This window comes from Alistipes timonensis JC136, assembly GCF_900107675.1.
GTDB lineage: Bacteria > Bacteroidota > Bacteroidia > Bacteroidales > Rikenellaceae > Alistipes > Alistipes timonensis.
Map to the genome: position 1 here is coordinate 1 of NZ_FNRI01000009.1, position 13184 is coordinate 13184.

A 13184-nucleotide genomic window follows, 5' to 3' on the forward strand; every position below is an offset into this window, starting at 1 on the left:
CGTTTATTCCTGATTACTGCTGCTGCTTGTTTTTTATTTTAAAAAACTAATTAATTAACGCTTATGGTAAGAAAAATTCTACTGACGTTAATTGCCGTCCTGGGACTCTGTGCATATGGTTTTGCCCAGAATCGGCAGGTTACCGGTAAGGTTGCCGATGCGCAGGGAAAGCCTGTTGCCGGCGCAACCATCATGATCGACGGAACGTCGACCGGTACGACTTCTGCGGCCGACGGCCGTTTCTCCATCTCCGCTCCGGCAAACGGAACGTTGGTGATCTCTTTCATCGGCTTTGAAACCCAATCGGTTGCCATTTCCGGCAAGACGACCGTGAATGTTACGCTGGTCGAAGACGCGCACGCGATCGATGACGTCGTGGTAACCGGTTACGGTGTGCAGCGCAAGGCTTCGTTCACCGGTGCCGCGTCCATCGTCGGCGACGATGTTCTCGCCAAGCGGACTGATGCCAACTTCGTCAAATCGCTCGAAGGCTCCGTGCCGGGGCTCCAGATGAACAACTCGACCAGTTCGCCGGGTGTCTGGGGTTCGGTTTACGTGCGCGGCCGCGGATCGCTCAGTTCGGGCACCCAGCCTCTCTACGTGATCGACGGCATGCCGGTTAACTCTGACATCGAGGATAATTTCGACAGCTCTGGCAATATCTGGTTCGACCCGATGGCTTCGGTCAATCCCGCCGACATCGAGAGCGTTACCGTGCTGAAAGACGCTGCCGCAACGGCCATTTACGGTTCGCGCGCTGCAAACGGCGTGATCGTCATCACGACGAAGAAGGGTGCGCAGGGCAATTTCAACCTCAACGTCGACATCAAGCAGGGCTTCGTCTCGATGGCCAACAACAACATGGAGCTGGCCAATGCGCAGGAGACCGCAAAACTCTTCGCCGGGGGATACAGCGCCGCCTATCCCGGCATGAAACCTTCCGATCTCGGGGTTCCCTTCGATAACTGGGACGATTATATCGCGGCAGATTATGGCTGGGACGGCAAGTCGTCCTACGACTGGATCGACGCCATCACGCGTCACGGTTATTATCAGGATTACAACCTGAGCGCGTCGGGCCGTGTCGGACAGACGGGCTACTACGCCAGCATGGGGTACCTGAATACCGACGGCCTGGTGATCGGTTCCGACTTGGAGCGTTTTTCGGGCCGTGTGAACCTCGACAGCAAATTCAAGTTCCTCACTTTGGGCGTCAATTCGTCGTATTCCTATTCGATTCAGAATGGATTTTCGCAGTCCACGGCCGGTTCGATGAACAGCCCGGTTACGCTGGCCATATCCGGCCGGACGGCGCTGGACCCCTTCTATGACGAGAATGGCGATTACTTGGAAGGAAACTATCCTCACCCGTTGGCGGTCGTGGATTCCAAGACGGGCAGTCTGTACCGCACTAAGGTTCAGACGGTCAATGCCAATCCCTATTTGCAGGTCGATTTCGGCAAGGGTATCTATGCCAAGACCACCCTCGGCGTGAATATCACCGACCAGAATATCTACACCTATTACAGCGCTCTGTACGATCCGAACGGCGTTGATTCGAATGGTCTGGGGACCGATTTTACCTCGAAGACGAGCGTTATCACCTGGACCAACGTGCTGGGCTGGAACTATACGTTCAACGAAAAGCACGCCGTGAACCTGATGCTCGGTCAGGAGATGCAGCGCAAGTTCTATAACTATTCGGTGCTCGAAGGGACCGATTTCCCCTTTGCGGGCGAAGGTATGCGCGACCTGTCGACGGCCGGTTCGTGGAACGATTCGGCCTACTACAAGTCCGAGGCGACGCTGGCTTCCTACTTCGTGGACGCACACTACGCTTACGACGACAAGTACTACGTGTCGGGTTCGTTCCGCCGCGACGGTTCGTCGGTGTTCGGTTCCGACAACCGCTGGGGTAATTTCTGGTCGGTGGGTGCCAAGTGGCGCATCACGGGCGAGGAGTTCCTCAAAGACAACGAGATCGTGACCAACGCCGCGCTGCGTCTCTCCTACGGTACGGTGGGTAACCAGGACATCAGTTGGTACCAGGCCCGCAGTTTCTATGTGGCCGGCTACAACTACAACAGCACTCCGGGTATGATTCCCTCGGGCGTCTCGAACCAAAAGCTGACGTGGGAGGTCGCCAAGAAGTTCGACGTGGGCTTCGACCTCTCGTTCATTAACCGCATACACCTGACCTTCGATTACTACAACGAGGAGACCAGCGAAGCGCTCTACGAAGTGCCCCTGTCGATGACCTCCGGCACTACGACGATGATGCAGAACATCGGTACGATCCGCAACCGCGGTATCGAATTCTCGGTCAACGCTGCGGTGATGCAGAAGCGCGATTTCCGCTGGAACGCCTATGCCAACGTCACCTACAACCAGAATCGTGTCGTAAAGCTCGCCACGGACGATCCGATCGAAACGGATTTCCAGATTATCGAGGAGGGGCGTCCCTACCGCCAGTTCTACATGAAAGAGTATGCAGGTGTGGACTACGATACCGGTAAACCGCTGTGGTACCTCAACGAGTCGGGCGACGAAACCACCGGCGACTACAATGCGGCCGCCAAGCGTTACGTGGGTTCTGCCGATCCGAAGGTGCTGGGAGGTTTCGGAACCAGCGTCAACTGGAAGGGCCTCGATTTCAACATTGACTTCACCTACCGTCTGGGCGGCAAGGTCTACAATTACGGAGCTCCGTTCACCGGTTACGGCATGTCGCTGATGTCGCCGCTCCGCGAAGTGGCCGTTGATTCATGGACCGAGGACAACAAGGGCGCCAAGCATCCGCAGTATATCCCCGGTGACCCGTACAATGCGACGAAAGACTCCTCGCGCTTCCTGTACAGCGGCAACTATCTGAAAATCGGAAATATCACGCTGGGCTATACGCTGCCCGCGAAGTGGACCAAAAAGGCTTTCATTCAGAAGTTGCGTGTCTACGTGTCGCTCGACAACGTTTATACGGTCATGGCCGACGATTTCGTGGGCTACACTCCCGAAACGTTTACTTCGGGCATTATGGCCTGGCAGTCGCCTGCCAACCGCACCTTTACGGGAGGTATTCAGCTTACTTTCTAACGTATGCAGTGTGATAACTTTAAGAAACGAACGATTATGAAAAAACTGATATTGAAAGCATTTGCACTGACGGTGTTGACCGGAGGGGTTGCGGGCTGCGGGAACAGTTTCCTCGAAACCGACTATTACAAAGGAATCGACCAGGAAACGGCCCTCAATTCGGTCGACAACATCTCCACGGCACTCAACGGCGCCTATTACCAGTTGTACCGCTACTATTTCGCCGGCAACTATGCCACGACGATCGGCGATATTCCCACCGACCTGGCCTATTGGAACAAGGGGACTCAGCATTTCAACGATATTTACGCCTATACGGTCGTCGATACCGACACTTATCTCTACTGGATCTGGAATTACGGCTACAAGGTGATCGACAACGCCGCCCGCCTGATCGAGGCCGTCGACGCACTCTATGCCGACAGCACGGAGGACGAAAAGGCGCAGTTGGACCTCTGCAAGGCCGAAGCCTACGCCCTGCGCGGATATGCCCAGCTGGTGCTGGTCAACATCTTTGCGCACCAGGTCAAAGTGAACGGCACCGACTTCTCGTCGAAGCCCGGCATCGTGCTGGTCGATAAGCCGATCAAACCCCTGGAGAAAGTCGAGCGTTCGACGGTCGGCCAAAGCTATACGGCCATTGTCAACGACCTGAAGGATGCTCTCACGCACTTCACGGCGGCCGGCGGCGACCGGGGTGATCTTTTCTATTTCGGTGAAGCGGCCGTTCACGGACTCCTGGCGCGTACCTACCTCTATATGGAGGAGTGGGACGATGCCGCCGCCGAGGCCCAGAATGCGCTCGACGCAAAGGGTATCACGACGCTGACCTATGGCAAGGATACCTACAAGGCACTTTACAACGGCGGTGCCTCGAACACCGAGAGCATGTTCGCACTGGCGATCAACTCGTCGCAGAACTGGCAGGCCCAGTCGTGCGGTACGATCTGGTCGACCTACGATTACAGCCCCAGCCCGTGGTTACAGTCGATTTACGAGGGTACGGACTGCCGCACCAGCGTTTGGGTTCTTTCGGGAACGGCCAACTCGCCGGAGTTCAACGGCGGTAAATTCGCTCACTTCTCGTCGGGCAACAATACGTACGGTACCTGCTACATCGTCAATGCTCCCGAGATGTTCCTGATTATCGCCGAGGCCAATGCGCAGAGCTCCACCGGATCGGTTTCCGATGCCCAGAACGCCCTGCTGACCGTGGCGAAGCGCAATTCGGCGATTGCTTCGGTAAGCGACCTGCCGTCGACCAAGGCGGACCTTATGACGTTCATTAAGGATGAGCGCGCCCGCGAATTGTTCCAGGAAGGACTGCGGTTGTACGACCTGCGCCGCTGGGATGTGCAGGCTCAGGTATATGCGACCGGAGCTCCCAATATTTCGTTCACTTATACCAACTATAAGATTTCGGATTTGGTTTATCCTATTCCGAATGACGAGATTACCTCGGGCTTCGGCGTTGCCCAGAACGAGGGTTGGAGCAGCACGCTGCCGAGCCGGTAGTGTTTGTTCGGACGACGGATTTTCAAATGCCGGTTCCCGCGGGAACCGGCATTTTTTGGCGTGCCAGCAGCCGGAATGGGGGATTTTGCCATGCAGGGAGGCATAAAAAATCGACAAAATATCCCGAGGCATTTGCAGAATTAAAATTTTTGCTTACCTTTGCACCACGATAATACGAAACGTTTCGTTTATCGGGATGGTGCCATAGCTCAGTTGGTAGAGCAAAGGACTGAAAATCCTTGTGTCCCCGGTTCGATTCCTGGTGGTACCACTTTTAAGATTAAATAGAACGTTGTAGGTGAATAACTTACAACGTTTTTTCTTTGTCTGAGGTAAAACATAGGTAAAACAGTTGATTGTTTCTAAATACCTATTAATCAAATACTTGCATTTGCAAATATAGAATTTATTTTGTAGTTTTACGGTAACAAATCACTAAAAACTACATGACAAACGAGATTATTCGGTCAAATCGGTTGGAATTACTGAAAAACGAGGTATTCGGCGCACTGGATGTCACGGATGCAACACGCAACGAATACCGGGGGCGGATCACGCATTTTATTCGGTATGCGGAAACACACGGCATCAACCGCAATTCTTATTTGGATTATAAACGGTATTTAGCCAGTATCGACACATTCAGCGTATCGACCAAAAACAAATACCTGATTGCGGCGAAAATCTTTTTGGACGGGTTGCATCGGTTGAATTTGATTCCGCAGAAAATCACGGATCATATTCGCGGATTCACGCAGAGCCGGCTGCACCGTAAAGAGGGCTTGCAGGATGCCGACATCGGAAAGTTACAACGGTATTGTTCCGACTTACCGTCTACCCCGCAAAATTTGAGATTGAGAGCGCTTGTCGCTCTCTTTTTGTTTCAAGGGCTTCGGCAGATCGAGGCCGTCCGGTTGGATGTCGCGGATATTGACCTGCGGAACAAGACCGCATTTATCCGCGGCAAAGGCCGGGACGATAAAGAGCCGATTCATTTGCACCCCTCAACGGTCCGGGTACTGCGGGAATATCTCAACTGTTACCGATTCCGAAGCGGCGCACTGTTCCGCAGTGGCAGCAACCATTGCCGGGGCGAAAGGCTTACGACCAAATCGGTCCGGGAGATCATAAAACGGGTATTCGCAGAGTTGGAGATCGACGGAAGCACGCACGGCTTCCGTCATTTCTTTATTACCAAATTAATCAAATCCTATAAAGGGGAATTATTGATGGTGTCGAAATACAGCCGTCACCGGAGTATTCAGATGCTCGAAGTTTACAACGACGAGATTATCCGCGAGCAGGATTTACCCCGGTTTTACGAAGTCTTTAACGAGATACGGATATGAAGAAGCAATCACCCCGGAATATCTATTGTTTGGAGGGAAATTGGAGGACGAACCCGCGGTGCAGGCAAAGCGTGCGTCCGATGCTCGACATATTGCGGGATGCCGCAGGGATAAAATACATTTACCGCAAGTGCAACACGCGGGAAGAGTTTTTCGAATATCTGCGGCAATACACGTTCGAGCGTTACCGGAATTATATGATTTTATACATTGCCTTTCACGGCAGACCGAATAAAATACAGATCGGGCGGGACCTCGTGACGTTACGCGAAATTGCGAACGTTTTGGAGGGGTTTTTAGCGCATCGGATCGTTTACTTCGGAAGTTGTAGCACCATGCGCACGAAACGTGCGAATATCGACGATTTCCTGCATCGTACAAAAGCAGACATCCTCGCAGGCTACCGCAAGGATGTCGATTTTATTCAAGCCACAGCGTGGGAGATGATGTGGCTGACGAAAAACTAATGCAACCCCTCTATAGAAAACACTTGATCTGGAAGTTCTGATATTTTTTGCCAAATATCTTGCTCCAATGTAGGGGGTTCAATTAAATTAATATTTTGTTCAACTAGAGGTCTAATATGGCGATATATCTCGACTAAAGGCTGATTATTCCTAATTTGAACAAGTTTTACAGCATGACGTTCTGCCGTTTGATATATACGCGTTCGTTGTCCAACTTTATCAAATAATATGATACCATTACGACCAACCCGAGAAATTTTATCTTCAGTTACTTCTTGATTACCAGATGATATCAATCCAACTTCGACCCTAATTCGCCCCCTATTTGTGGCTATTTCAGCATCAGCCTCTCGATCAACCTCTAAATCACGGTCTATATTAATCCAAAAATTAACATTTTCTACTAACCCAAGAATTGATAAAATTGAACGAATCATAACCTTCTCTAATACTTTGCCAATTTTCGATTTTTCAGATCCCCGAATATTTAAAGTCGCAGATCCCGCCATTAATAATAACCAAGTATCATCAATTTGATTCTGTCGTCCAATTTGATCAAATAAAGATTTTACATGAGCCAATAAATCCGTCATCACAGATGGTATATCCCTAGTGGATACACCTAAATTCACAGATGTTTTTGCGGTTAAACCAATAAGCCAATAAAGTAAATTCTTTTGTTCTGGTGTTCTACTCCTAATTGAGAATAAATCACTAACTAATTCAGTTTGCCAATTTTCGCCATATTCGTTTTTAGCGTCATTAACGATATCAGATAACCACACATAAGTTAATAATAATTTGTCTTTTGTGTTCTTCTCTGTAACCAAACGATAATTTTGCCCTCTTAAAAGGTGATATGTTAACATTCTTAGAGATGCCGGAGAATATGCATCTGTTAAAGTTATATTTTCTGTTAACCACTGTCGATATTGCTCTATATTATAATTCATATTTTAATAGTTAAATTTTGTCATTTTCAAAAATATCAAAATCGACTCGTAAGTCAGGAGAAAAAAGAGGAGATAGAGTTTTTTTCATTAATTGAAAATATTCAGGTTCTTTTTCGACTAATAAAAATCTCCTTTTCATTTGAAGCGCAACTCTTGCTACAGTTCCTGATCCACCAAATGGATCTAATACCAAATCATCTTCAAACGAATAATATCTAATAACCCGACTTACTAATTCATCAGGAAATGTAGCCGGATGATACTTATTGTGGCTTGGGTGGATATACCATAAATTTGTTTTATCATAATCCCCGACTATTTTAGATTCCTTGACTAACTCTTGATTATAATGATTTCGAATATTCCAATCAATAAGTTTATCTGTTCTCTTTCTATAAACTAAAATATATTCAGTAACAGGTACTGGCTTATATTGTAAGGGCTGTCTATCCGCAGCAAAACGTCGACCTCGTCCCAAATTCCACCCAGCCCCTTCAGGTTTTACCCACATTATATCGTCAATAAAATCAAATCCAACTGAATCTAAAATTTTGTGAATATCAAATGGTATAGGAATTCTTTTGCTAGCAGAATTTCTTGATACTCGTTTAATCAAAACTGGAGAAACATTAATAACAAAAAAACGACCTTCAGAAAGTATATTATGGCACCGAACTATAACACGTCGCAAAAAATCTAAATATTCTTGGTAATCAATATACTCAGAATATTCGGGTTTAGCATTATAATAAGGAGGTGATGTTATTATTAATTGAGCTGTATCGGGAGGAAAATCATCTAGAACTTGAATACAATCTCCTAAAATAATTTTATTAGGAATTGGTGCCGGATAAATTAAGGATGTGTTTTTTGCTTTTTTCACATCTTTATTTTTATCTAATCTGCTTTTATTCAAACGTTTAATAATAAGGTCTTTTTTTGTCCAGTCTACAATTTTAGTTACTGCCTTATCTAATTTTATTTCTCCGATAATAGTTTGTTTAGAATTCTTTGTATTCAAAGATACACGCCAAAGTTCGAGTCTATCATCATACTCTGGAAGGCCTAACTTAATAAAGTCAAATAAGTCTGGTAAAGTAGACTTAATCCAATCATTTGTAAGCAATCGGGCTCGGCTAGTTGTTCCTTTTTCAAATTTCATGGTAATAGTATATATCACAAATATAAAAAGAAAATTTGAATAAAGCTTATTTGATGTTCGATAACTGTAATTACAGAACATTGGAAAAGTAACAATAAAAGCGATCCCGAAAGATCGCCTTTATATATATCGAAAATGTTAGGCCGAATTGTTAGCCCTCTAATTTTTTAGCGGGCATCGGATTTTGGCTTATATACTATAATTGTTTGCGCATCGAAATCAATGACAATTTTCCGACCTTCCCATTCAAATCTGGCTAATGTCGGCATGTTTTCGGAATTGTACCGTTCCCACTTGGGTTTAATCTTATAGGTCATAACTAAATCCATGTGGTAGCCGAAGAATGACCGGGAAACAAACTCTACACTTTGCAGGATGTTTTTCTCGTTGAACCGGCAACGATACGCTAAAAGCATTTTCTCGTATTCGTTGAGACCCTGAAAAACTTTTTCACCGCTTTCAAGGGTAGTTTGGAATCCGAGCAGACTGTCAACCTTTTCATAGGTAGCGACACCGACAAGTTCTTTCAGTGCCTTAATGTCGAGATTGACTTTCTTGGGTTGTGCGAATCCGGTAGCTACTACCAAGAGCGCAACGAGGATAAGAATAAATCTTTTCATAGGGTTTCTAATTTAGATCGGTTAATAGTGGATTTAAGATGTGTGCCATGAAATCATTGAAACAGTTCTCTATCGTTTCCTCGGTTAAATTTTGATCGGGAACGATATGCAGTTCGATAAATTTATCTTCGATTTGAATATCCCATTTTTCTATCAGCTCCTTTTCGATATTCGTTGTGATTTTGTTGAACACGGATATATCGGGATTCATTTCTCCAACAGTTAAATTGAAGTAAATGATATTTTCTTTGTTGCCGGACATCGCATAGCCAAATTCCACATAAAATGCATTAACAGTCTTTCGCCGGAATTGATTGTAAAATATTAAGACGGAATAGATATTGACCACGTTATGCAACTGAGGCATTTGTTTCCTGCCTTTTACCTTTATATACGGGAAGAAGGTGATTGAGAGTTGCTCGGAATTCCGTTCGTCAATTTCATATTTCAATTCCGGCTTGTCGTTCAAAAATTGTTGAACCCGATCTTGAACCTTGTTATAATACGATCCGAATATTTCTCCTATAGCAATCGTCGTGTGGCAAATAGCGTCGGCAAGCATCGGCATATTTGCCAGACATTCATTGGTTAATTGTGTTAATTTGTTCATAAGGCGATATTTTTTAATTGGGTGATTACGTTCGTGTAAAACTGATATATGCTAACTAATTGTCGGGGTATTTGTTCCGTATCCGGCTTTTGTATCCGCTTGTGCGGCCCGTTGCATAACAACTGCATCAAAGCCGATAAATAATCTTCTGCAATACGATCCAATGGCTCGCACTGGATGATCGCGTTAAATACGGAACAGTAATCGCAATAGCCCCACTGGTTATCCAATGCATCTTTTCGGTTGCAGTCCGAATAGCTGACGGTCAAATAATACCTGTCGTATGCAGGGAATGTCCGTTCTGCATAAATCCGATAATCGTCGATTTGATTTTTCCCGATACGCCCGTCCGAAAAGCGGCTTTCGATTTTATTCTCGATAATTAACACCCACCGGTTCCGTTCATCCGTAATTGTCAGATCGGGAATCCGGCCCGTAATTTTTCCGCAGTCTTTGATCTGCTCCTCGGCTTTCACCTGATACGTTTCACTGGCCTGAATGTGTTGCAACAATTCGTCTTTGCCGGATAAACATTCCGCAGATTTTATTAATGCCGATAAAATAGCCTTGTTGGATTCGAACAGATGAGCGAGATATAATGTATGCGCAGGCTCGTAAGCATGCTTTTTAATAATAGCTAAGCATGACGGCCGTTTCAGAAAAGCATAGCGATCTAAAAAGGGTGCAACATATCTGTTGTAATTCTTGTCAACCTCATGCGGGTAGAGTGCTTTGATTTTTGCGAGGGCGTCGAGTTGGCTGTTTACCAATGATGCCTCCGCAAGAATTCGCTGTTCCTTGTCTTTTTCGACAAGGATTTTCAGCTTCGCTGTAAGTTCATGGAATTGTTCGGGTGTAGGCATAAAAAACGTGGACTAAACTGTTATTTGCTGTTGAGGTCTTCGACTACCTAATCTAACAAATAGAGTAAAGCCCACGTCGTGAAACGTGAGCGTTTACGCCTTACTCTTGTTAGATTGTTTGAAATTGTCGAAGTTTCAACAGCAAGAATGAAAGCTAACGCTTTATCTTAATATGTCAGTTGCTTAAATTTCCCTACTTATTGTAATTTTAATTGGTTCTGAAAACAAAGTTAGAAATTTTCTGCGGGAGTGCAAGAAAAAAATGCAATGGCTGGATTTCCAAAAATCCGGTCTTATCTATACAGACTACCCGTACCTATTTTGAAATTTATTCCAATTTAAGGGGTGGGGTCTGTAATTCGCATCCGCTCGCAGTGCTACCTGCATACCCCTTACCTGCGAATTAGGTTGACACGGATTTATACAATCTTTGTATATATATGCATTTCGTATTGATAAATACACACATTAAATTACTTGCCGCGATCTGTTTCAAATTAGCTGTATCTGCAAATTTGATTTCAAATGCGCACTGAAACACAACCGCCTTTTTACCCCTTTTTCTACTGGTTGCTACGGTTAACCTGATTTCAATAAAACGCTATAATGCGCTATACATGAATAAATTAAACGTCTTTTTGCAGGCTTTGTAAAATAGCCTTTTGAAAGCCCGAAAATTTGGTCCTTATAAAATACAAAAAAGAGGTTGACTTAATGCAACCTCTTTGGTTTGTAATTTTCTTGGTTCCGAACGATTTATTTTAGTCCGATGAGTTATATTTGACGATGCTTTCCTGCAACAATTTTTTTGCGCGTTCTTTCATGTAAAACGAGCAATGCGTCGTTTGCAGGAACGCCCAAATATGCTGTTTGGCATAGCCGATTCTACGTGGGCTGAACTTGTGATATTGTATGCGCCCTTCGTCTCTGTAATTTTTTAAGGTTCGTAGGCTGATGCCCAAACCGTCTGCTACTTCTCTCGAAGTGAAAAATCCGGATTTAATATCAACATCTAACCTCATGGCTTGTGGGAGTGTTTAACTGTTCGATAATATCGTCTTTTGATTTGTCGAGCATGTGCGCATAAGTTTGCGTGGTTTTCATATCGCCGTGTCCGAGAAATTCTTTTAAGGCATAGTAATTTCCATTGCATTTCAATAGGAAAATTGCGGAAAATGTATGCCGTCCGGTATGCGTGGAAAACGATTTTTCGATTTGGGCTTTTTCTTTGATTCTTTTCAATGCCTTGTTTATGCGGGCTGTCGTTGTTGAAATGGCTGTGAATATTGTTTTTGCCGGGACTTGTTCGTAATCGTATTCGAGATAAGGGAAAATATAATCTTCGGGATTTATTTCGAATCGCCGTAAGACACACCGTTTCCGTATCTCGATCAACTCAATCGCTTTGTCTTGTAGCGGCAGATGAATTGTTTTTTTGGTTTTCTTGATGGTTTTATGAAGACGTTTCCCGTCAAAATTTTTCCATTTCAACGTAAGAATATCCGAGATGCGTAATCCGGTATAGATTTCAAATAAAAATATGTTCCGTATGTCATACAGATAATTTGTCGGTCTTATTTTTAAGTTTTCTATTGCCGCGACTTCGGTTTCGTCCAAAAACACCCGTTCTACGGGTACATAACGTTTTTTATAATAGGTGAACGGATTGAGTGTATTGTCCAAACGGTACTCTTTGTAAAGATCATTCACGAGTTTTCCTATGATTTTCATGTTTGCCGTAATCGTATTCGGTTTATTCTTACGAACGGTAGCTAAGTGATATTCATAGTCTTTCAATGTTTTTTCCGTAAGTGCATTTACCGGGAATGTAGTTCGGCCTGTAAATTTTTGGAACCGTTCCATTGTCGAACTTACTTTCGCATGGTGCGCGAACTTTCCGACTTCTGCAAGCCGTTGTACATATGTTTCGGCATACTGAAATAAATCCAGTGAGCAACTTTGGTGTATTTTATCCCGGATTGCCGTAATTCCGGCGTCTGCATTTTCCACGTCGCACATGTAGGCTGTTTTGGTATATTCAGCCAATGCTGTTTTTAATTTGAGATTTAAGACACCTGCATTTGTCGCTGTTTTTCTGACTTCTTTGCTTTTTGCATCCCAATCTGTAATCGGTATGCGGAATAGAGTTTTGTAAGTTGTTTTTCTGTCTGCGGTAATTCGGATGCAGACCGGCGCTTCATTGTGCGCGTTCACTTTGTCTTGCCGTAATACGGCGCTCGCAGTAATTTTCATACGTCGATGAATTTAATTGGTTATATTATTTTTTGTGGGATTTCTGCGGGATGAGGGGGTAAAACATAGGTAAAACAATTTTACCGTTCCCGATTGATTTGAATATATAAAAAAGAAATGAAAGTTCCAAACGCCTAATTTGAACGTCAGGCATTTACAACTTTTTTTCAGGTAAATGACGAAAGAAGCGGAACCGCTGATTAAAACTGGTGGTACCACGAAATGTGAATTAGCACGAATCCCTGAATGGAAAATTCAGGGATTTTTTTGTATCTGTCTTTCCGGTAAAATTCACCGCATTA

General features: G+C 45.0%; 11 protein-coding genes and 1 tRNA gene. 5 read left to right on the plus strand and 7 right to left on the minus strand.

Going from position 1 to position 13184, the window contains the following annotated elements:
- The first annotated feature begins 63 nt into the window (after window positions 1–63).
- From BLU78_RS11570 to BLU78_RS11590, 5 genes are all read left to right on the plus strand, one after another.
- Window positions 64–3090, plus strand: a complete 3027-nt coding sequence (locus BLU78_RS11570; protein ID WP_026020845.1) for a SusC/RagA family TonB-linked outer membrane protein — start codon at window positions 64–66, stop codon at window positions 3088–3090.
- A gap of 36 nt (window positions 3091–3126) precedes the next feature.
- On the plus strand, window positions 3127–4605 hold the full coding sequence (locus tag BLU78_RS11575; RefSeq protein ID WP_010265947.1) for a RagB/SusD family nutrient uptake outer membrane protein: 1479 nt from the start codon (window positions 3127–3129) through the stop codon (window positions 4603–4605).
- Between the two features lie 198 nt (window positions 4606–4803).
- Window positions 4804–4876: transfer RNA gene (locus BLU78_RS11580), tRNA-Phe, on the plus strand.
- A gap of 175 nt (window positions 4877–5051) precedes the next feature.
- A complete protein-coding gene (locus tag BLU78_RS11585) occupies window positions 5052–5954 on the plus strand; it encodes a tyrosine-type recombinase/integrase (RefSeq protein ID WP_010265946.1) in 903 nt (300 codons plus the stop codon).
- Window positions 5951–6421: a DUF6642 family protein gene (locus BLU78_RS11590; protein WP_315969158.1), complete on the plus strand. Its 471-nt coding sequence runs from the start codon at window positions 5951–5953 to the stop codon at window positions 6419–6421. Before BLU78_RS11585 ends, BLU78_RS11590 begins: the two co-directional genes overlap by 4 nt.
- On the opposite strand, the gene BLU78_RS11595 is transcribed toward BLU78_RS11590, so the two are convergent.
- The 7 genes from BLU78_RS11595 to BLU78_RS11625 all read right to left on the minus strand — a co-directional run bounded on the left by BLU78_RS11595 (window position 6418) and on the right by BLU78_RS11625 (window position 12882).
- Complete coding sequence (locus BLU78_RS11595; protein WP_081504117.1) at window positions 6418–7374, minus strand: CfrBI family restriction endonuclease; 957 nt, start codon at window positions 7372–7374, stop codon at window positions 6418–6420. The genes BLU78_RS11590 and BLU78_RS11595 overlap by 4 nt on opposite strands.
- Before the next feature lie 10 nt (window positions 7375–7384).
- Window positions 7385–8536, minus strand: coding sequence for a DNA-methyltransferase (locus tag BLU78_RS11600; protein WP_010265943.1), 1152 nt, complete (start codon window positions 8534–8536; stop codon window positions 7385–7387).
- Between the two features lie 167 nt (window positions 8537–8703).
- The gene (locus tag BLU78_RS11605) at window positions 8704–9156 is read right to left on the minus strand and encodes a hypothetical protein (protein WP_010265940.1); all 453 of its coding nucleotides are present in this window, start codon (window positions 9154–9156) and stop codon (window positions 8704–8706) included.
- 7 nt (window positions 9157–9163) lie between these two features.
- Window positions 9164–9766, minus strand: coding sequence for a hypothetical protein (locus BLU78_RS11610; RefSeq protein WP_010265937.1), 603 nt, complete (start codon window positions 9764–9766; stop codon window positions 9164–9166).
- Window positions 9763–10629 carry a PD-(D/E)XK nuclease family protein gene (locus BLU78_RS11615; RefSeq protein WP_010265934.1) on the minus strand — a complete coding sequence of 289 codons (867 nt, stop codon included), beginning with the start codon at window positions 10627–10629 and terminating at the stop codon, window positions 9763–9765. Before BLU78_RS11615 ends, BLU78_RS11610 begins: the two co-directional genes overlap by 4 nt.
- 761 nt (window positions 10630–11390) lie before the next feature.
- Window positions 11391–11651, minus strand: a complete 261-nt coding sequence (locus BLU78_RS14365; protein WP_074712108.1) for a helix-turn-helix domain-containing protein — start codon at window positions 11649–11651, stop codon at window positions 11391–11393.
- On the minus strand, window positions 11635–12882 hold the full coding sequence (locus BLU78_RS11625) for a site-specific integrase (RefSeq protein WP_026020843.1): 1248 nt from the start codon (window positions 12880–12882) through the stop codon (window positions 11635–11637). The genes BLU78_RS14365 and BLU78_RS11625 overlap by 17 nt, the downstream gene beginning before the upstream one ends.
- Window positions 12883–13184 lie beyond the last annotated feature (302 nt).

What these genes read in the sequence shown, in the direction of transcription:
- BLU78_RS11625 (WP_026020843.1), bottom strand. Translation starts at nt 12,882, where the DNA reads ATGAAAATTACTGCGAGCGCCGTATTACGGCAAGACAAAGTGAACGCG.
- BLU78_RS11615 (WP_010265934.1), bottom strand. Translation starts at nt 10,629, where the DNA reads ATGCCTACACCCGAACAATTCCATGAACTTACAGCGAAGCTGAAAATC.
- BLU78_RS11575 (WP_010265947.1), top strand. Translation starts at nt 3,127, where the DNA reads ATGAAAAAACTGATATTGAAAGCATTTGCACTGACGGTGTTGACCGGA.
- BLU78_RS11605 (WP_010265940.1), bottom strand. Translation starts at nt 9,156, where the DNA reads ATGAAAAGATTTATTCTTATCCTCGTTGCGCTCTTGGTAGTAGCTACC.
- BLU78_RS11600 (WP_010265943.1), bottom strand. Translation starts at nt 8,536, where the DNA reads ATGAAATTTGAAAAAGGAACAACTAGCCGAGCCCGATTGCTTACAAAT.
- BLU78_RS11590 (WP_315969158.1), top strand. Translation starts at nt 5,951, where the DNA reads ATGAAGAAGCAATCACCCCGGAATATCTATTGTTTGGAGGGAAATTGG.
- BLU78_RS11570 (WP_026020845.1), top strand. Translation starts at nt 64, where the DNA reads ATGGTAAGAAAAATTCTACTGACGTTAATTGCCGTCCTGGGACTCTGT.
- BLU78_RS11595 (WP_081504117.1), bottom strand. Translation starts at nt 7,374, where the DNA reads ATGAATTATAATATAGAGCAATATCGACAGTGGTTAACAGAAAATATA.
- BLU78_RS11585 (WP_010265946.1), top strand. Translation starts at nt 5,052, where the DNA reads ATGACAAACGAGATTATTCGGTCAAATCGGTTGGAATTACTGAAAAAC.
- BLU78_RS14365 (WP_074712108.1), bottom strand. Translation starts at nt 11,651, where the DNA reads ATGAGGTTAGATGTTGATATTAAATCCGGATTTTTCACTTCGAGAGAA.
- BLU78_RS11610 (WP_010265937.1), bottom strand. Translation starts at nt 9,766, where the DNA reads ATGAACAAATTAACACAATTAACCAATGAATGTCTGGCAAATATGCCG.